The organism is Candidatus Hydrogenedentota bacterium, from assembly GCA_018005585.1.
Lineage (GTDB): Bacteria > Hydrogenedentota > Hydrogenedentia > Hydrogenedentales > JAGMZX01 > JAGMZX01.
Window position 1 is genome coordinate 1 of the sequence record JAGMZX010000114.1, and the last position, 19,778, is coordinate 19,778.

Sequence of the window (19,778 nt, forward strand, 5' to 3'; positions counted from 1 at the left end):
GCCTTCGCCGTCTCCTTCGCCCTCGCCTTCGCCTTCACCCTCGCCTTCGCCTTCGCCCTCGCCTTCGCCTTCGCCTTCGCCTTCACCTTCACCTTCACCTTCGCCTTCGCCTTCACCCTCGCCTTCGCCTTCACCCTCGCCTTCGCCTTCACCCTCGCCTTCGCCTTCACCCTCGCCCTCGCCCTCGCCCTCGCCCTCGCCTTCCGCACCGCACACCACTTGCCCGCGGATTTCACCAGTCGGGTTTTCAACGCTCTCCACCTGGACATAGACGTCTTCGTACAAATCCAGATAGTAGAGGTCGAGACCTGTGAACGTGTAGTTGACCGGGCTTGTGGCGGCGCCGAAGTCGATAATCATCGGCCCGACCGCACCGGGCGCGCCCATATAGATGCCGGCCACGCTCGGGTTCCCAACCGAATGAAGCACCTCAGCGCGGAAGGTGCCCTGCGACAGGTTTTGGTAAAGCGTCATTACGCCGTTGGCCTCGCTTCCGGACGGCGGCACGGTCTGCGAACTTTCGAGGTCGACCACGCAATAGACAATTTCCTCCTCGCCTTCACCCTCGCCTTCGCCGCCGGCGACCACGAGCAATTGCACGATGTTGCTCGGAATCACCACGGTCGCCTTGCCGGCATCGTTGCCCGTGACTTGCACCTGATAGAAGCCGTCCTGACCGAGTTGCAGGTCCAGCAGGACAAGGTCACGGTTGGTTTCACCCGGCAGCAACGACAAGGCATCGGAAGTGGGTCCGCCGTACCACTGGTACGTTGGCGCGGGCGCCACGCCGCCCATCGGGCGCACGGTAAACGTGTGGTCATTGCCCTCATTGACCACGGCGCTCTGCGGCTGCTGATAGATAGCGAAAGCCGTCTCTCGCACAACGACCTGCGCCGACACGGACCGCCGAGTCCAGAGAGGATCGCACATTGTGACCGTGTAGAAACCATCCTGGTCGGCAAACGGGTACTCGACATAGTATGACGGCCCCGTGGAAACCGGCCCTCCGAGCGGCTCAAAGTCTTCGATGTCGATCTTCTCCCACTTGTACTCGACCGGCCCGCCCGGCAAGCCTTCCGCATACAGGATGTTCAAATCGAGCGGAATACCGACGAAGTTGTCGTGGTTCTGAGGCTGCTGCGTGATCTGCAGCGGAGGATTCGAGATGCTTTCGGCTTCCAGCCATTCCTGCCGCGTCGCTGTGGCGTTATAGGCGGCCAGATTGGTCGTGCCATCGCCGTTAAGGTCGCCGCTCGCTCCGAGAAGCGCGCCCATGCAGGTCATGGGCGGACACGCAAAGTTGTTGATGAAGTTCTGCAGTGCCGAACAGATATTCGTGTTGTCAATCTCAATGCGGATATCGACCGTAATCGGGTCCGTGATGGAAATCGTCTCGTCGAAATCCTCAATCTGTCCGCACGGTATCGTGTAGCCTTTGGCCAAGTCCACCGGCGCCGCCTTCAGGTCGGCCAGCAATGCCGGCACGAGGTACTTCAGCACGGCCAGCGTTACTTGCCCCATGAATGCCTGCAAATGGTCGATGCCGGCCTGGTCGCCCAGCGTCACCGTGCCCGCGCCCACCTGAATCATCATGTCTTCCAGAAGGGGATGCGCGGAAACGAGCAGGCCGTCGCTCGGATCCGCTTCATTGACGGACCACAGACTCGGCACATCAAAACACGTATCGCCAATGACTGGCAGGTCCAGACACTTCTGCTCCCCGGTCGTAATAGACTCCGTGATGTTGAGCAGCCCGCCCAGCGCCGTCACATGTACGCCCGAGATGGTCATCTCAACCGTCTGGATATACGCGACGTTCGCCGCATAGGCCGCGCGAATCGCATCGACATCCGCCGGGTCAAGACCGCCGACCACCGACGCATCGCCGTCGATAATAGCTGCGAGCATGTCCAACTGGTCGTCGTCATTGATGCCATTCCCGTTGTTGTCAACGCCGAGGAAGCCCGGCCCCAGCTGCCCGGGGATCTGGGTCCAGACCGGCGTGCTGCCCATGCTGCCCGTCCACAGGTTTTCGCCTGTATCCGGGTCGACCAGCAACTGCCCCAGCAGCACTTCCATCATGCCTAGAAGGAAGTCGTGGTCCAGTTGGTCCTGGTAGCACTGGGCTCTCGCCGCGCCCGGCGCCAACGCCAGCAACAACGCAGCCACTATGAATCCTTGCACAAACACATTCTTCTTCACGACAGGCACACCTCATGGGTTTTCGGCGCAGTCTGCCGAATCCGCGTGCTTCTCTCGTCCCTTCCCGAAGGTTGTCCAAGCGCACGATACTTGAACTCTGGCACCTACCAACAGCCAAACAAATCCGAGCCACCCTTCCGGAGAATCCGGCCACATTCTAGCCGTCTCCGGCGCAAAGTGCTTGTTTCTCTAGTCTGATTCTATCATGAGTGTCAAAAAATTGATACTCTTTTCTCATCTTGGCGAATTTCTCATTTTTCGCTATTTGCCTAAGCCGCCTCTGACCGTCAGAATAGATGCATCCCGGCTCGTGCCGGTCTCGCCAAGCCTCATGCGAAAGGAAGTAACACGATGCATGCCAGACAATTGTTCGCCGCGGCCGTTCTTGGCACGCTGCTCCGCGTGAGCGGCGCAGCCACGGTTTCCATTGCTGAAGACCGAATGCTTGTTGTAGATGGAACACGGCTCTTCGTGGCCGGGTTGTATGAAAACCCGCAGGACGATGCCGTATTGCGCGAGGCGGCAGATGCCGGTTTTCATCTGGTCCATGCCGCCGCGGAAGCGGATGCGCTGAACCGTCTCGCCGCGCATAACCTGTATGCTTGGATAAATACAGGCTCTTGTATTGACCTGAGTGAGAACGAGGACGCGCGCGCGGAGGAACTCGGTAAGCTGGTGGACGCCGCCGCCGCGCATCCGGCTTTGCTGGTATGGGAAGTGCCCGACGAAGCGCTGTGGAACGTCTGGTACGGCGCCATACTCTGGCGTGGCGGCGAAGAACCGGATTTGCTCGCCGGGAAGATTAAGGACTTGCAGGACGAGGCCGAACGTGAACGGCTGACTTCCAAGCTGGAGCGCTCCCGAGCGTTGCACCGTGCAGGCCAGTACCTGGAGTCGGAACACCTTGCCGATGAACTCTGGAGCGACCTTGGCCAGACGTCTCCGCATCCGGGGCTCGGCCTGGCAAATGCGCCGGAGCGGGCCGCGCGGATGCGCCAGGGGATGATAAAAGGCCGCGCCCTGATGCGCGGACTCGACCCCGCACACCCCGTCTGGATGAATCACGCGCCGCGCAATCAGGTCGCGCAATTGGCGCAGTTCAACGAAGCGGCGGACATCGTGGGCTGCGACATCTATCCCGTTCCTGAGTCCCCGCGAGTAGGACATTCGGACTTGCGCGACCGCACGATCGCCTCGGTGGGCGCATACACCCGCCGCATGCAGGAGGCCGCGCCGGGCAAGCCCGTCTGGATGGTGCTTCAGGGCTTCGGCTGGGGAGACATCCAGCCGGACCAGCCGCCGGAAGTCCGCGAGCAGTTGCGCCGCCCGACCCGCGCGGAAACCCGGTTCATGGCGTTTGACGCCATCGTTCACGGCGCGCGCGGCATTCTCTATTGGGGCACGGCCTACATTGAAAAGGACTCCCCGTGCTGGCGCGACCTGCTTGCCGTTGTAACGGAATTGAAGGACCTGCAACCGGTACTTGCCTCGCGCGACGCCGATGCCGTCATTTCGTTCGCCTGTGACGAAACGTTCGGCTCCGTCGACCGCGGCGTCGCCGTATTGCCGAAACAGGTGGACAATAGCCTGTGGTTGCTGCTCGTCAACGAGTTCACCGCCCCGCTCACCGGAACGCTGCGCGGCCTGGAGACCTCGGAGAACCTCCGCTATGTCGAACGGTATTCGGGTGAGGAATACACCGTGAACGGAGGCGCACTGCGGCTGACCGTTCCACCCCTGAGCGCAGCCGTGTTACAGCCCTTGTGAAGGCCCTCGCGCGCCGGCTTGCTGGTTGGCGTTCTGCTCGTGGCGGCTCAAGCGCCGCGATGAGCAAAGCGCGAGCAGCCGTCTTCGCAAGAGCTGCGGCGGACAAGGTCTCGCGCGCGCCACACGCGACCGTATTTCCGAGATGGAGCACTTGAGGAACGCGGCAAGCCGGGTATCTTGAGACTATCCCGATACCTGATGCCTGCCTCTGCAGGCGGCGTTCATCCGGTTCTTTCACGGGTGTCCTCAGACCATACGCGCGCTTCCGCTCGTCACGCGGGTTTTGGAAGAGCCGTTACCGATGAAGCGCGTGCTTTGTACCGTGCGGCGAACGCCGGCGCCGCTATTCCTTCCGCCAGACGCCCATGATATACGCCGTCGTGCCGCGCAAACCGGGCAGCCGCGCCTGCGCGTGTTCCAGCGCGCGCACCGCTTTCGCCACGCGCGCGCTGAAGATGAAGAAGGTCCACATGCCGGGCAGCCAGGCGGACTGCTCCTCGACGAACCCAAGGCCGCCGAGCAGGCGGCGCAGGCGGCGCCGCGAATTGGCGCGATAGTACGTGCGGAACGTGTCTTCCTCGTGCAGACCGAAGAGGCGCCCCTTGAACACTTGCTTGAGCCGGTACGGAATCAGCCGGGAAAACGTCGTAAACACGCTGCACGCATTGGGGGTGAGCAGGCACAGGACGCCGCCCGGCTTGAGTACGCGCCGGCATTCCGCGAACTCGACGCACGGCTGCTCGAGGTGTTCGGCAACCCATTTGCACACGACCACATCGGCGGAAGCGTCCGCGAAGGGAAGGCACCGCATCGGCGCGAGGACGCGCGCGCCCGCCAGCGTGTTGCCGCGCAGGCCGGGCAGGTCCCTGTCCACCCCCACGAAGAGCCGCCCGCGCGCCAGCGACGGCAAGTCGGGGTCACCCCGGCTACACCCGATATCGAGCACAACCGCCGCGCCGTGCACGTGCGGCGCGATGGCTCCGTCGAACGGGCCGTTGACCTCGCGAATCCACTGCTCGATCAGCGCGACTTTGACCAGCCCCAGCTTGCGGCGCAACGCGTCCACATCCAGCGCGAGGCTGTCCTTGCCCCGGTTCGCGCCGTCCGGTCGCTCTGGAGTCGTGCTCACTGCTTGAAATCCCTCGTATTTCGGGCCGAGTATACCCGCGCAGGCGCCGGTTTTCCTATCCGCCGGGTTTCTGCTAGGATGACGCGGTGCGGGGAAGACGCCACAGTTTCGGGCGGACGCGAAACGCCGGACCAGACACCGGGATACGAAGAACGGGCATGCGCATCGCCATACTGGGAATACGTGGGGTGCCGGCCAAATACGGCGGTCTAGAGACGTGCGCGGAGGAGGTCGGCGCCCGGCTGGTCGCGCGCGGTCACGAAGTCATCTGTTATTGCCGCTACACGAACAGCGAAGATGACTCGCTCCCCGAATACCGCGGCATCAAGCGCATCATGTTGCGCAATCTTCGGTACACCGTCACCGACACCTACACGCATTCGCTGTTCGCCTGCATGCACACGGTCAAGCTCAAGCCCGACGTCGTCCTCGCATTCAATCCGGCCATTTCCACCCTGTGTATCATCCCCAAGACATTCGGCTATCCCGTGGTCCTCAATCCCGACGGGTTCGATTGGCGCCGCGCCAAATGGGGGCCCTTCGCCAAGCGCTTCATCTACGTGTCCGCCTTCATCGCGGCCAAGCTCTGCGACAAGCTCGTCATCGACGCCAAATCCGTAAGCGACTACTATGTCCAGGACTTCGACTGCGACCCCATTCACATTCCCAACGGAGCCAATGTCGAGACAGAATCGACCCGGCCCGAGATTCTCGAACAGTACGGCCTGGAGAAGGACGGATACTTCCTCTTCCTGAGCCGTCACGTGCCCGAAAACAGCTGCCGGCACATCATCAAGTCTTTCGAGGGCCTGCAAACGGACAAGAAACTCGTCATGGGCGGCGGCCACGCAAACGAAAGCTCCTACGCCGCCAGTTTGCGCGAGACGAAAGACCCGCGCATCCTCTTCCCCGGCCCGGTCTACGACGCGGACCACGTCCGCGAACTGCACCTCGGCTGCTACGCGCTGCTTCACGGCAACCAGCCCGGCGGAACCAGCCTGGGCTTGCTGAAAGCGCTCGGCCACGGTTGCTGTGTGTTGACGCTCAACACCGTCGACAACGCCCACGCGGTCCAGGACGCCGCCATCACCTACAACCTCTCCGAGACCGACCTGCGCGACAAATTGCGCTACGTGCTCGACAACCCGGACATGGTGGCGGCGCTGCGCAAGAGGGCGGTGAATCGCTGCCTGGAAGCCTATAATTGGGATATCCTCGCCGAGCAATACGAGGAGGTGCTGCAAAGCGCCGCCCGCGGCGAATTCCGAAGGGCCCGCGAGTAGCCCGTGCGCGCCGCAATTGCCCGGGCGGCCCCGCCCGTCCCAACGCCGAAAGTCCGCTAACCGCGGGTTCGCCCAAAGCGACCCGCAATCACATCCACTGATATTGCTGCTCGACGGTGTCGTGAGGCCGGTAGGCGCGCACGTGGTCGGCCACGCGTTCGCCGAGGATCTCCAGTTTGTCCAGACTGGTTTCGCCCATGCCCGCACCGGCGGCAAAGGACAGATAGCCCACCTTGCGCCAGTCAAAACCCATCAGTTCCGCGCCGACACGGTCGGCGGCAAGCCAGCAGGTTCCGGCCAAGGCGACTCGATGGTCCACGGGCGTACCCTCGGTCGGGCCGTTGTGCTCCATGCCCTGGAACCCGTCCAGCACTGTGAGGCAGGGCGCGGCAATACGCGCCAGCGAGAACATGTTGTAATGGATGCCCTGGTTTTCCGGGCCGCCATGGATGAAGTGCTTGTCGCTGCTTCCCCGGCTGTTCGGCCCCCAGCGGAAACCGCTGTCCTTGAGCAGTGCGCCCGCGACAACGTTCTTGAGGCCGAGCGTGACCACGGCGCGGTCGTGGGTTTTCAGCATGGCCGCGGAGACGAGATAGACGTCCGGGTCGCGCACAAGGCTCGAAAAGCGCACCGCGCGCGTGTGATGCCGCTCATCGACCAGATACTCGGTCCCGTACGGCTCTGCATCCAAATCCACCAGCCGCGCGCGATACTCCTTCGTCAGGCGGGGATACTCGTAATTCTCGTATCCTTCCGTCGCGGGTCCGTTCGCCGGGGATTCGGCGATCAGGATTTCGCCGTCGACAAGGGGGCTGAGAAACTCAAGTATGCCCGCGATGCAGTCGGCGTGCGTGGCGGAGAGTTGCCGGTCGATAGCGACAAGGTTAGGCTTGATGACCACCGTCTTCTTGCGCGCAAGGCCCTCCCGCACTTGCGGCTCGATCAACTTGAGCGCGTTGTAGACGTTCGCCGCGCGGTCGTCGCCGTGAGTGAGGCCGAGCCGCATCGGCACCGCCTGCGCGCCGGCCCCGCCGCGCAGCAGCAGCCCCGCTGCCACGCCGCACGCTGCCCCGCGCAGAAACCCCCGGCGCGTGATCCCCGTTCGTATCTGCATGGACCGGCTCCTTAAACGGCGCGCGTCACCGGGCTCCGAAGGGGCCGGCGCGGCGCGTCACCCGATGGATACACGCTCGATATACTTGCCCGTGCGCGTGTCGATCTTCAAGGTGTCGCCTTCCTTGACAAAAAGCGGCACCTGCACCTGCGCACCCGTTTCGAGCACCGCGTTCTTCATGATGTTCGTCGCCGAATCGCCGCGCACCGCGGGCTCGGCTTCAGCGACAACCAATTCGACAAAGAGCGGGATTTCCGCCGAAATAGGGCGCCCTTCCAGGAAGGAGATGGTGCACTTGTCGCCCTCTTTGAGGAATTGCCTCGAGTCGCCCAGCATCTCGTCGGGAATCGAGAGCTGGTCGTAGGTCTCGTTGTCCATGAAGTGCAGGCTGCCGTCCGCCTCGTAGAGGAACTGCATCGGCTTGGCTTCGAGCCGGATTTCCTCGATCTTGTCCGTCATGCGGAACGTGACATCGATCACGCGGCCCGTCTTCAGGTTCTTCAGCTTGGTGCGCACCATGGCGCGCCAGTTGCCCGGCGTCACATGCTGGAATTCGGTAATGATCCAGATGTCGTTGTTGTGCCGGATCGCCATGCCCGTCCGAAATTCAGAGATCGCTGCCATAAATTCCGAAATGCTCCCTGATACGTTTGCTCGACTCGCATCTTCCTGTTGGACTCCCGCTGCTGCGGCAGCCCGGCTCGCACCGTGTGTGGCTCGGGGGTCGCGCCTCTGAATCGGCCTGCGCAGCGAGGTACCAGTATACGATTTTCAGCCCTGTGCGCGCACGCCTGACCCCTCGTTCGACGCCGCAAGGGAACCGGCCAGAACTGCGCGAAAGGCCGCTGCGGCCTCAGCGGTCCTATTCCGGGATTGCTGGGGGTTTCGCGGGCGGGATTTCGGGCGTCGCGGCCGTATTGGCTTCGGCGTGACCCGCCGCGGGCGCGCTGGCGGCTTCCACCAGCTGCTTCAGCGCCTTGCCCGGTTTGAAAACGGCGACGCGCTTTTGTTGTATGGGCACCGCCTGACCCGTTCGGGGGTTTCGCCCCAGCCGCGCGTCGCGCGTCTTGATCTCGAACACGCCAAAGTTCCGGATTTCTAGCCTGTTGCCTTCCGCAAGCGTTTCTACGATGGTGTCCAGCGTTGCCTGCACCACGTCCGCAACCTCGTTCTGCGTGTAGCTGAGCCGGTCCGCTACATCAACCACGAGTTCTCGCTTCGTCACGCCTTCCACTCCTCTTCCCGGGCTACGGCAACACACCCGGCGCCGGCGCCTACCTGAACAACTGGCTCACCATGTCCCACCAAGCCTGCAACATGCCCGTGACCGCGGCGACGCCGATCACCACGCCGACCACGACGATGGTGCCGACAACCCAAAGCACGGTTTCCGTAGAGGCGCTGGCCTTCATCGGCCCCTCCGCGCCGATGGTTGTCGCAATGTAGATCTTCTCTCCCGCCTCCGCGCGTTGTTTCTTGTCTATCAACGCGCCCAAGGTCTCGTTGATCGAGATGAAACAGCGGTGCCATTCCGTTTGCAGTTTCTTGATGGCCACATCAGACTGCCCATAGATGGATTCCAGGCTGGTCGACTGTGAGACAAGGTTCATGGTGTTCGCGTCGAGGTTGTAGTCGGCGCCGAGCGTATCCTTGAGCACCCGGTGCTCCCGGGCCAGTTTGCTCTTGATCTTGAGAAACTGGTTCTCAAGCTGCGCCTTGTTCACACCCGGGCTCGGGTAGGCGTTCATGATCTGGTTGAACAGCAACCAGTCGTTCATGAACTCCTGGCACATGGCGACGCGCCGTTCGAGCGTCGCTATCGTCTGCATCTGCTTCTTACTGAGTCGTGCCATTGATACGGCGACCTCCCTCTAGCCGGACCCCACAGGGGAAAAGATGAATTCTTAATTTAGCACACGCCCAAGGCAATGTCAAACAACGTCTTTCTTAAGTCAAGCAGGCATGCCGTTTTATGAGCCACATTCCCGTGTGTGCGCGGGTGCGCGCAGCCTTGCCCGCCACCCCGCGTCTGCTTGCATGGACCCCGCCCCGGCAAGCAGACTGGGCGCCCTTGACCGGTCCGGATGCGTGTGCGCGCGCTCGCTGGTGCAACCTGAAAGCAGGGAGGACTTCCCAGTTGCTGGTGTTGTTTGCCGCCGACTTGCACGGCCGCCAGAACCTCTACCGGTGGCTCGGCGAACAGATTGAGACCCATCACCCTGACCTCGTCGTGCTCGCGGGCGACCTGCTCGGACGGCCGGCCGGCTACGCGACGCGGGAGGCAGCGCAGCGCGTGGACGCCGGCGCGGTGCTGGCGCATCTGGATGCGTGGGCCGCACCGACATGGTATGTCATGGGCAATTGCGACCGTGTTGAATTGCCCGCACGGCCGCCGCGCATACAGTCCCTTCACGAACGGCGCCTGGTACTCGGCGACACTGCTTTTGTGGGCTACCAGACGACCACGCCGTTCACCGGCGGGCCGTTTGAAAAACCAGAGGAAGGCATCGAATCAGACCTGGCCCGGCTTGGCCCGCTACTGGATGAACATACGGTCCTGATAACCCACGGGCCTGCGTATGGGATACTGGACAAGAACTATACAGGCGCGCGCACCGGAAGCGTGGCCCTGCGCAAACTCGTGGACTCCTTTCCCTTCCGGGTCCACGTCCACGGTCACATTCACGAAGCCTACGGAAGCGAAGGGCGGCACTTCAATGTGGCGGCGGCGGGCATCAAGCGGGCGTTGTTGCTGGACGTGTCGACGATGGAGCATCGGTTTGTCGGCGGCTGACGAAATGCCCGGCTCGGCGGGCCGCCGGGGGCGCTCACCCGTGTTCCTTGCCAGAACGCGTGCGATTGTGGCTTAATATCCAGTAGAACAGGTGTGCGAACCGCAAGGCTGTAGCGCGGCATTTGTGCAGTCTGTGGCACACGGGTTGTATTAAATAGGCAGAGTCAGAGACACGCGGCGTTTTGCCGGGCGCGGCATCGCGAGAGGCGTCCCGGCATGAGCGGTCCGTCCGTAGTTCATCATGCGGTTTGTCCTCTACAACATTCGATATGGAACGGGGAGCGGGTGGCATTTTCACCTGCCCCTTCCTTTCAGCGGCTATTTCCGCCGGCCCCAGGGAAAGCTGGAAACACTCAGCGGATTCTTGCGTTCCCTGGACCCCGATATCATCGGCCTGGTCGAGGTGGACAATGGGTCGTACCTGACCGAAAAGGTCAACCAGGCCGCTGTTCTCGCGCGCGACTTGGGTTTCGCGCACGTGTATGAATCGAAGTATTCCCACTCTTCCCTTGCCCGGCGTGTGCCGGTCTTGAAGGCACAGGGTAATGCCTTTCTAACCAATCAGCGCATCGAAGCCCGGGACTTCCACTACTTCGACAAGGGCATCAAGCGCCTCGTAATTGAACTGGAGTTCTCCAATTTCGTCATTTTCCTCGTGCACCTCTCGCTCAAGTACCGGCATCGGCAATATCAACTTAGCGACCTGTACAGCATGTTCGCGGCGGTGAACAAGCCGATGCTTGTCGCCGGCGATTTCAACGTATTGTGGGGCGACCGCGAACTGCATCTGTTCATGGCGGCCTCGGGCCTGGTCAACGCGAACCAGCGGGGTGCGCCCACGTTCCCAAGCTGGTCGCCAAGACGGGAACTCGATTTCATCCTCCACAGTCCCGAAATCAAGGTCAGCCGTTTCTCCGTCCCGCAGGTGCGTTTCTCCGATCATCTGCCCATTGTGTGCGATTTCGAGATCGCGGGAACCGCCGCGGCCAAGCCGGTGGAACGGCGCCGCAACGGCAGACCCGCGGCCCGCGCGCCCATGCGGATGGCGCGCTGAGCCTCCGTAACGGTTCCGGCCTCGGAAACCATCTACCCGCCCAAAACCCGCCCCTTGCACATTCGAGCGTTTTGCTGCATTCTGTTGATTGTGCCGACACGGCGCCGAGCCATAAGACAGGGGCATAAACCGCGGAGGAGTCAGGTCATGCGCAAGAAGGGTTTCACGCTCATCGAACTCCTGGTTGTCATCGCCATCATTGGCATCCTGGCGGCGATCCTCTTGCCCGCCCTGGCGCGCGCGCGCGAATCAGCCCGGCGCGCGAGCTGCCAGAACAACCTTAAGGAATGGGGCCTGGTATACAAGATGTACGCCAACGAGGACCCGGGCGAACGCTGGCCCAGCCTGCAACTGGGCGCATACCCGAACGAGACGGGCGACGTCATCGTCGTGATTGACATCGGCCCCAACACGTGGCAAATCTATCCCGAGTACTTGAACGACCCGATGATCGCCTTCTGTCCGTCCGACGCGGGGCTTATGCAGCATATCAGCGATGCGCAAGCGGTCAATCCGGGGGAATTCTGCTTCGGATACGCGCATGGCGACGCCTACGAATGCGCGCGCGCCATCGATTCCAGCTACATCTATCTCGGTTGGGTCTTCGACCGTTCGGGTGATGAATGGCCCACGCTTCCGCTCGAGCCGGTGCGCACCCTGCTCAGCCTTGTGTTGCCGCCAGAGGACATTCCCCCCGCCGGCGCGGGACCGGAACAACTGGTCGCCGGGTTGCTTGTGCTGTTGTCTCATTCCGATCTCGTGCCCGGCGTCACGGGAGAGAACAACGCGATGCTGCAGCGTGTCGTGGACCGCGACCTCTCGGGTGGGCAACTCACGGGCCTCGGCAACGGCGGCTGCAATACGGTGTACCGTTTGAGAGAGGGCATCGAGCGTTTCCTCATCACGGATATCAACAACCCGGCGGCCTCGGCGCAAGCACAGAGCACCGTTTTCGTGATGATGGACCAGATCGCCGCACTCGGCCAGACCGGCGTATTCAATCACGTTCCCGGCGGCGCCAATGTGCTGTACCTCGACGGGCACGTGGACTTCATCCGGTATCAGGAGAATGGTACGCCGCCAGTAACACGGCGCGTCTCGGAAGTTATGGCCCTGCTTGCGGGACTCACCATATGAGGCCGAGGCGCGACTCTGTGACAAGCGGGAACCACAAGGCGCGGATTTCGACGTTCCAAACATGTATGGCCGGCGCAGTCAGGCGCCGGAAGATATCCCTGCTGCCCGCTCTATAGAACACTCGGAAAAGAAGCGCTGGTGAATGGCGCGTCAGCGAAACGTTGTTCGCGTACGAATTATCTTCTAGAATACGTCTATGGTGTGTGGGAGGAAACCTGTCCATGTTCCGCGGATCACCAAAAGACTCGCATTTCGTGCCGCTTATCGCGGCGCCCCTGTGCATGGCTTTCCTGATTGGCCCGGCACTGCTGCTGCCCGGTTGCCGGGGCGAGCCGGATGCCGCGCCGGCGGAGGTGGCCAGGCCAGTCAAGACCATGGTTGTGCAACCCTTGGCGGCCTTGCTCGACCGCGTCTTTCCTGCGCGGGTCCGGGCGGAAGAACGGGCGGATCTGTCGTTCCGTGTGCCCGGCCAGCTTGCCGTGTTGGCCGTGGAAGCCGGGCAGGCTGTCAAGGCGGGCGATGTGCTGGCTTCGCTTGACACGCGGGACTTTGAAAATGCGCTTGCCGATGCACGCAGTGCCTTGGCGGCAAGCGAGAAAGACCTGGAGGTGCTCAAGAGCGGCTCACGCACGGAAGACATTGCCGCGATGGAAGCACAACTCGCTTCGGCGCAAGCCAGGCGTAATCAGGCGGACATCGACTATCAGCGGTCAAAGGCTTCCTTGGACGAGGGTCTCATATCCCGCAGCGAATTCGACCGCAGCGCGACGTTCAGGGACGTCGCAATCGCCGACGTAGACCGAGCCGCTCAGGCTTTGGCCAAGGCGCGGGCCGGCGCGCGGCCCGAGGAAGTCCAGGCCGCCGAGGCGCGCACGAACAGCCTGCGCCTTCGCGTGGAGCAGGCCCAGTCTCAACTCGATGATACTCAGCTTCGGGCCCCGTACGACGGGGTAATCGCGCAGGTGCTCGCGGACCAATTCCAGGAAATGCAGGCCAAGCAGCCGGTGCTTACCATCCAAACCGTGGGCGGCCTGGAACTCGTCATTGACGTGCCTGAGCTGCTCCTGCAACGAACCCAGCGCGGCATGCCGATGACACTCACGGCGACTTTCCCCGGCCGCCCGAACGAGGAATTTCCGGCTACCTTCAAAGGCATAACCACGGAAGCCGATCCGCAGACACAGACCTACGCCTTGACGCTGCGCTTGAACACGCCCGAGGGTTTGGTCGCGCTTCCAGGCATGACGGCCCAGGTCCGCATTCAGAGCGAGTCTCCTGCCGGGTCGCTGGAACCGGTCAGGATACCCGCAGCAGCTGTCTCGGGAACGGAAGGCGGCGCCGCGCCCTATGTCTGGGTCATCGATGCGGACACCAGCCGCTGTGCCCGGCGCGAAGTCCGCTTGGGCGCTATCTCCGGAGACTCGGTCGAGATACTGGAAGGGCTGAATACGGGCGAGGTAGTGGCCACGGCGGGCGTTTCTCAGCTCCGCGAAGGGTTGCCCGTCCGGTCAATGAACCAATAAGGGGACGGGCATATGACCAGACTCGCCGGCCTCTTCGTGGAAAAACGCACGACCAGCGCGGTCCTGCTTATCCTGGTCCTGGTTTGGGGTTACTCCGCCTATCAAAAACTGGCCCGGTTTGAGGACCCGGAATTCGTCATTCGCACGGCCGTCATTAACGTCCCTTACCCGGGCGCGCGGCCCAACGAAGTGGCTGAAGAAGTCACGGACCTTATCGAGTCCGCCGCGCAGCAGCTTCAGGAGGTGAAGGAGATTACCTCTGTTTCCCGCGCGGGCATGGCCGAGGTCAAGGTCGAGATGCTCATCGAGTTCAGCCCGTCCAAGAACGTGCTCGAAGGCTTGTGGACGAAACTGCGCAACAAGCTCCGCGACGTGGAGAAAAACCTGCCGCCCGGCGCGGGGCCCATCATCGTCAATGATGATTTCGGCGACGTCTTCGCCCTTTTCTATGCCGTGACGGGCGAGGGCTATTCGCTGAGAGAGGTCCAGGACTATGTTCGCGACCTGCGCAAGGAATTGCTGATAGTTCCGGGCGTGGCGCGGGTCGCGCTGCTGGGCGAAGCGGAGGAGGCCGTTTTCATAGAGATCGCGCGGGAGCGCGCGGCATCGCTGGGCATTTCGCCGGACACGATCTATTCCACGCTGAAACAGCAGAACGTTGTAGGCCCTGGCGGCAAGATCGACGTGGGGCCGGACTACGTCGAGATTGCGCCCATAGGGCAGATTACGTCGGTCGACGCCATCGAGAATCTGCTGCTCAGCGGCCAGGGCGCCGGGCGGCAGATCCTGCTGCGCGACATTGCCACGGTGTCACGCGGCTACATTGAGCCGCCGGACTGTATGCTCCGCTACGATGGCCAGCCTGCAGTCGGACTGGGCATATCTGCCGTTTCGGGCGGCAACGTTGTTGAAACGGCAAAAGCGGTCCGCGCCCGGCTGGCGCACCTCGAGGCGCTGCGCCCCATTGGCATGGACCTGCATACCATTTCCGACCAAGGCGACACGGTGGATGTCGCGATCACAGGGTTTGTGGTCAACCTCATCGAATCGCTCGCCATTGTTGTCATCACGCTGCTGATCTTCATGGGGCTTCGGTCCGGCGTAATCATGGGGGCCGTCCTGCTGGTAACGGTTTGCGGCACGCTCGTGCTCATGCAATTCGACGATATCGCGATGCAGCGAATCTCGCTCGGGGCCCTGATTATCGCCCTCGGCATGCTGGTCGACAATGCGATCGTCGTTACGGAAGGAATCCTTATCGGCGTGCAATCGGGCGGCGACCGGCGCGCCACGGCGTCTTCCGTCGTTGCCCAGACCGCGTGGCCTCTGCTCGGCGGAACCATTGTGGGCATTCTTGCCTTCAGCGCCATCGGACTGTCCCCGGACGCCACGGGCGAGTACGCGGGTTCTCTTTTCTGGGTCATTGGTTTCTCGCTGTTCCTGAGCTGGGTTTTCGCCATTACGTTCACGCCGTTTCTCTGTTCGCTGTTGCTCACGCCCGGCAAGAAGGCGGACAGCGCCGACCCATACGACAGCTGGCTTTATCACGGCTATCAGCGAGTATTGAAGCGGCTCCTCCAGATGCGTTGGGCCACTTCCGCGGGCATGCTCGCCTTGCTCGCCGCAGCCGTGTTCGGCTTCGGGTTCGTGCCCGCGGGCTTCTTCCCCGAATCTTCCCGCGCGCAGTTCGTGGTGGACTTCTGGCGTCCTGAAGGGGCCGATATTCGCGCAACACATCGGGACCTCACGGATATCGAAGGCTGGGTCCGCGAACTGGACGGCGTCATGCACGTAACCGCCGTGAGCGGAAGCGCGCTATTGCGCTTTATGCTGACCTACGCCCCTGAATCGCCCAGCACAAGCTATGGACAATTGCTCATCGATGTGGACGACTACCGCCGTATCCCCGGCTTGATCACGACCATTCAGGACCGGATAGACCACGAGTACCCCGACGGGCAAGCCAAAGCATGGAAGTTCATCCTGGGGCCGGGCGGGGGGAGCAAGATTCAGGCGGAGTTCCGCGGGCCGGACGCGGCCACGCTTCGCGACTTGGCAAACCAGGCCAAGGAGATCTTCCACGCGGACCCGCAAGCGGTGGCGGTCAAGGACGACTGGCGCGAGCCGGTCAAGGTGGTGCGCCCGGTATTCTCCGAGGTGCAGGCGCGCCGGGCGGGAGTATCGCTGGAAGACTTCCGCGAAGCCCTGCAGCAGGCATTCGTCGGCACGCAGGTGGGCATCTATCGGGAACAAGATCGTCTCATACCGATTATTGCGCGGTCACCGGAAACCGAACGCGCGGATATCCACGAGATGCAGTCCGTGCAGGTCTACAGCCGCACGGCCGGCGCCTTTGTTCCGATCATGCAACTCATATCGGAAATCCGCACGGAATTCGAGAACCCGGCGGTCCGCCGGGTGGACCGTTTCCCCACAATCACAGCCATGTGCGACCCGGCCTCGGGGATTTTGGCAAGTGAAATCTTCGAACGCGTTCGGCCGAAGGTGGAGTCTATCCCGCTGCCGCCGGGCTATGCCCTGGAATGGGAGGGCGAATATGGCGACTCCCAGAAAGCCCAATCCGGGCTCATGTCAACGCTGCCGTTCAGCTTGGTGGCCATGGTGCTGACGATCCTGCTGCTGTTCGGCGGGCTCCGCCAGGTCGCCGTGATTTGGCTGACGGTGCCCTTGGCGGTCATTGGCGTCACGATCGGGCTGCTCCTGTTTCAGGCGCCGTTCGAGTTCATGGCTATTCTCGGTTTCCTTAGCCTGATAGGGATGCTCGTAAAGAACGCGGTCGTGCTCGTCGACCAGATCGATCTGGAGATCCGGGAGGGCAAAGAGCGGTTCCGCGCAATCATAGACTCGTCGGTGAGCCGGGTGCGCCCGGTGTCAATGGGCGCGCTGACCACCGTGCTCGGCGTGTCGCCGCTTGTGTTCGATCCGTTCTTCCGCAGCATGGCCGTCACGATCATGTTTGGCTTGACCTTCGCCACCGTATTGACGCTCTTCTTCGTGCCGGTGCTTTACGCCATCGTCTTCCGCATTCGCGAGGCATAGCAGAAGACAGCGATGCGCGAAGCACCCATGGAAGAAAGAGGCGTGTCACGAGGAATCTGTTGTTAACCGCGAGCGGTCTCCCGCGGTCCAAGACTTGGCGGCCCCGATGCCATGCGCCCCACGCGGTCACGTTCTCACGGGCGCGGCGGAGTGCCGCTCAAACGAAAACGAAGGGAAACCCCATGAGAATGGCACGGTTCGCGGCTCTGCTTCTTGTAGCCTGCGCCATATTCAACGTGTGCGCCGCCGAATCCGCAATCACCGTCGAGGACGCGCGGCATGCGGTGACTTGGGACGCGGCGGACGCCTGTTTCCGCGTCCGCGCCAAGACGCCGGACCTGCTATTCCTGCCCGAACTGCGCTGCGCGGTCTCACAGCCTCAAGTAAGTTTGCACTCCGAACGGGAAATGGAAGTAACAGGCGCCGAGGGCAGCGTGCGCGTTTCGCTGCAACCGGACAGCCCATTTATTGCTGTTACAGGAACGATCCGGAATTCCGGCGCGGACACCCAAGTCATCTCCGAATACACGCCGGTTCAGGCACGCGTGCAACTGGACAAACCCGCGGCCGAACTGCGGATTCTGGGCACGGGCGGCCTCGCGACTGCTGAGAAGGGCTCCGAGACCTACACATTTGCGGCCATAGCCGTTCCCGGCAGCCGCAATGGCGTGGTAGCGGCCTGGCTCACGCAGGACCGCGGCAACGGCGTCTTCAAAGTCGCTCAGGACGGCGATGCGCTCGCGTTGCGCGCGCAGATGGACTTCGGCGCGCTGCGTATCGCGCCCGGCGCGTCGCAAACCTTCGAAACGCTGCTGCTGGGCTATTTCGACGATGCACGGCTCGGACTGGAAACCTATGCGGACCTTGTGGCGGCCCATTACAGCATCCACCTGCCGCCGATTCCCTGCGGGTACTGTACGTGGTATTCGCAGCCGTACGGCGGCGCGAGCGACGCAAAGCACCTCGCCGAACTGGCGCTTTTCGCGAAGGAGACGCTGCAACCCTTCGGCCTCGACTTCATCCAGATCGACGACATGTGGCAAGGCTTTCCGCGCGACCGGCGTGACCTCGAACGGCGCGGGCGCTCGGATGAATACCTCGGGAAGCTTCCCGGGGAACAGAAAGAGCGCTGGTGGTGGGGCCCCCACTCCGACTTCACGCAGCACAACCCGAAAGGCCCGTATCGCGCGGGGATAGCGCCCTCGGCGCGGCAGCTGAGCGGCCTCGGGTTTACGCCCGGCCTCTGGTTCATGCCGTTCGCGTGGGACCCGTTGTGCGACGCGCTGGCGGGCCATCACGACTATTTCCTCAAGCGCAAGGACGGCGCGCTCTGCTACACCGAATGGGCGGGCTGGTGCCTCGACATGTCGCATCCGGACGCGCGCGGGTTCTTGCGCCGGGCCGTGTCGCGCATGACGCAGGAATGGGGGTTCCGCTATCTCAAACTGGACGGCCTCTGGACGGGCACGGGCGCGAAGCAGGTCTACGTCAACGATTCCTATGTGCTGGACCAGCTCGGCGAGGCCATCGGCCATGACCCTTCGCAGACGCCCATCGAGCGCTATCGTTCGGGGCTCCAGCTCGTGCGCGAAGCCGCAGGGCCGGGCGTGTTCATTCTCGGCTGTAATGTATCGCAGAACATGCGCACACTCGGCGCGAGTTTCGGGCTGGTGGACGCCATGCGCATCGGCCCCGACAACGGCCCCGACTGGAATGGCCTCAAGGCTGGCCCCTGGCACGGCTCGAACCGTTATTTCCTGCACGGGCGCGTCTGGCATAACGACCCGGACCCGGTCTACGTGCGCGCATCGATGCCGATCGAACATGCGCGGCTGCTGTGCTCGTGGGTGGCGCTCAGCGGCCAGCTCACCGTCATGAGCGACTGGCTCCCAAACCTGCCCCCGGAGCGGCTCGAACTGCTCAGGCGCATTCTGCCGAATCATGGCCTGAAACCAAGGCCGGCGGACCTCTTCGAGCAGGAATTGCCGCGTGTGTGGACCCTGACGGACACGCGCGGCGAAACCCGGCGCGACGTGCTCGGGTTCTTCAATTGGAACGAGAAAGAGGCGTGCCGCATCGAGGAAAACGCCGCGCGGCTCGGCCTGCCGGAAGCGGGCACTTACGCGGCATTCGATTTCTGGGCAAATGCGCCCATCGAGCCGTTCCCGGATACCGTCGCCGTAGACGTGCCTGCGGGCTCGTGCCGCGTGATCGCCGTGCGCCCGATGCTCGACCGGCCGTTCGTCCTGAGCACGAGCCGGCATATCTCGCAAGGCATGGTGGACATCATCGAGGAAACCTGGGACGCCGCATCGAAAACCCTGAGCGGACGCAGCCGCGCCGTCGCGGGCGACCCGTACGAACTGCGCATCGTCGCGCCGTCCGGCGCTGCTTCCGGTATCAGGGTCGATTGCGACGGCCCCGAGCCGCGTCTCCAACAAGACGGCGACGATGTCCGCGTCAGATTCGTGAGCACAACTACCGGCGAAACGCGCTGGCAGGTCAGCTTCCAGCCCGCGGCATCCGACTAGATGCCGCGGCTAATCCGCGCAAATCAGTAATTGCGAATCAAGGCTTCGGCTGTTTTGCCGCGTCGCGCGGCGTTGCTGTTGATAGCGCGGTTCGCATAAACCGCCTCAATCGGGAAGCCGCGATAGAGGTCCTGAACAAGGTCCGTCATCGAGTTCGAAAGCAGCGCTTTGACGCCGCGCATGG

14 protein-coding genes are annotated in these 19,778 nt (G+C 62.7%); 8 read left to right on the forward strand and 6 right to left on the reverse strand.

Translation table 11 applies throughout. From position 1 onward, the window contains the following. A partial coding sequence (locus KA184_17040; protein ID MBP8131288.1) for a CHRD domain-containing protein occupies positions 1-2,202 on the reverse strand: 2,202 nt, incomplete at its 3' end. A gap of 351 nt (positions 2,203-2,553) precedes the next feature. On the opposite strand from KA184_17040, the gene KA184_17045 reads away from it, so the two are divergent. After that, positions 2,554-3,969: a hypothetical protein gene (locus tag KA184_17045; protein ID MBP8131289.1), complete on the forward strand. Its 1,416-nt coding sequence runs from the start codon at positions 2,554-2,556 to the stop codon at positions 3,967-3,969. A gap of 343 nt (positions 3,970-4,312) precedes the next feature. Here KA184_17045 and KA184_17050 read toward each other — a convergent pair whose 3' ends face one another. Further along, positions 4,313-5,098: a class I SAM-dependent methyltransferase gene (locus tag KA184_17050; protein ID MBP8131290.1), complete on the reverse strand. Its 786-nt coding sequence runs from the start codon at positions 5,096-5,098 to the stop codon at positions 4,313-4,315. A gap of 158 nt (positions 5,099-5,256) precedes the next feature. Between KA184_17050 and KA184_17055 the strand changes: the two genes are divergently transcribed. After that, positions 5,257-6,381, forward strand: coding sequence for a DUF1972 domain-containing protein (locus KA184_17055; GenBank protein MBP8131291.1), 1,125 nt, complete (start codon positions 5,257-5,259; stop codon positions 6,379-6,381). Positions 6,382-6,469: 88 nt separating this feature from the next. On the opposite strand, the gene KA184_17060 is transcribed toward KA184_17055, so the two are convergent. From KA184_17060 to KA184_17075, 4 genes are all read right to left on the reverse strand, one after another. After that, positions 6,470-7,495: a DUF362 domain-containing protein gene (locus KA184_17060; GenBank protein ID MBP8131292.1), complete on the reverse strand. Its 1,026-nt coding sequence runs from the start codon at positions 7,493-7,495 to the stop codon at positions 6,470-6,472. 57 nt (positions 7,496-7,552) lie between these two features. Beyond that, the gene (gene efp / locus KA184_17065; protein ID MBP8131293.1) at positions 7,553-8,119 is read right to left on the reverse strand and encodes an elongation factor P; all 567 of its coding nucleotides are present in this window, start codon (positions 8,117-8,119) and stop codon (positions 7,553-7,555) included. A 238-nt stretch (positions 8,120-8,357) separates the two neighbouring features. Beyond that, a complete protein-coding gene (locus KA184_17070) occupies positions 8,358-8,720 on the reverse strand; it encodes an integration host factor subunit beta (protein MBP8131294.1) in 363 nt (120 codons plus the stop codon). A 49-nt stretch (positions 8,721-8,769) separates the two neighbouring features. Then, positions 8,770-9,348 carry a hypothetical protein gene (locus KA184_17075; protein ID MBP8131295.1) on the reverse strand — a complete coding sequence of 193 codons (579 nt, stop codon included), beginning with the start codon at positions 9,346-9,348 and terminating at the stop codon, positions 8,770-8,772. A 284-nt stretch (positions 9,349-9,632) separates the two neighbouring features. Here KA184_17075 and KA184_17080 point away from each other — a divergent pair, with 284 nt between their 5' ends. From KA184_17080 to KA184_17105, 6 genes are all read left to right on the forward strand, one after another. After that, positions 9,633-10,289, forward strand: coding sequence for a metallophosphoesterase family protein (locus tag KA184_17080; protein ID MBP8131296.1), 657 nt, complete (start codon positions 9,633-9,635; stop codon positions 10,287-10,289). A 241-nt stretch (positions 10,290-10,530) separates the two neighbouring features. Further along, complete coding sequence (locus KA184_17085; protein MBP8131297.1) at positions 10,531-11,343, forward strand: endonuclease/exonuclease/phosphatase family protein; 813 nt, start codon at positions 10,531-10,533, stop codon at positions 11,341-11,343. Positions 11,344-11,490: 147 nt separating this feature from the next. Next, entirely contained in the window at positions 11,491-12,480 is a 990-nt protein-coding gene (locus KA184_17090; protein MBP8131298.1) for a prepilin-type N-terminal cleavage/methylation domain-containing protein, read from the forward strand. A gap of 221 nt (positions 12,481-12,701) precedes the next feature. Continuing rightward, positions 12,702-14,003, forward strand: a complete 1,302-nt coding sequence (locus tag KA184_17095) for an efflux RND transporter periplasmic adaptor subunit (protein ID MBP8131299.1) — start codon at positions 12,702-12,704, stop codon at positions 14,001-14,003. A 12-nt stretch (positions 14,004-14,015) separates the two neighbouring features. Further along, complete coding sequence (locus tag KA184_17100) at positions 14,016-17,063, forward strand: efflux RND transporter permease subunit (GenBank protein ID MBP8131300.1); 3,048 nt, start codon at positions 14,016-14,018, stop codon at positions 17,061-17,063. 182 nt (positions 17,064-17,245) lie between these two features. Further along, positions 17,246-19,594, forward strand: a complete 2,349-nt coding sequence (locus tag KA184_17105) for an alpha-galactosidase (protein MBP8131301.1) — start codon at positions 17,246-17,248, stop codon at positions 19,592-19,594. Positions 19,595-19,778 lie beyond the last annotated feature (184 nt).

Excerpts from the sequence above, each read along its gene's own strand:
- KA184_17045 (MBP8131289.1), top strand. The coding sequence starts at position 2,554 with ATGCATGCCAGACAATTGTTCGCCGCGGCCGTTCTTGGCACGCTGCTC.
- KA184_17090 (MBP8131298.1), top strand. The coding sequence starts at position 11,491 with ATGCGCAAGAAGGGTTTCACGCTCATCGAACTCCTGGTTGTCATCGCC.
- KA184_17100 (MBP8131300.1), top strand. The coding sequence starts at position 14,016 with ATGACCAGACTCGCCGGCCTCTTCGTGGAAAAACGCACGACCAGCGCG.
- KA184_17060 (MBP8131292.1), bottom strand. The coding sequence starts at position 7,495 with ATGCAGATACGAACGGGGATCACGCGCCGGGGGTTTCTGCGCGGGGCA.
- efp (MBP8131293.1), bottom strand. The coding sequence starts at position 8,119 with ATGGCAGCGATCTCTGAATTTCGGACGGGCATGGCGATCCGGCACAAC.
- KA184_17075 (MBP8131295.1), bottom strand. The coding sequence starts at position 9,348 with ATGGCACGACTCAGTAAGAAGCAGATGCAGACGATAGCGACGCTCGAA.
- KA184_17055 (MBP8131291.1), top strand. The coding sequence starts at position 5,257 with ATGCGCATCGCCATACTGGGAATACGTGGGGTGCCGGCCAAATACGGC.
- KA184_17085 (MBP8131297.1), top strand. The coding sequence starts at position 10,531 with ATGCGGTTTGTCCTCTACAACATTCGATATGGAACGGGGAGCGGGTGG.
- KA184_17095 (MBP8131299.1), top strand. The coding sequence starts at position 12,702 with ATGTTCCGCGGATCACCAAAAGACTCGCATTTCGTGCCGCTTATCGCG.
- KA184_17105 (MBP8131301.1), top strand. The coding sequence starts at position 17,246 with ATGAGAATGGCACGGTTCGCGGCTCTGCTTCTTGTAGCCTGCGCCATA.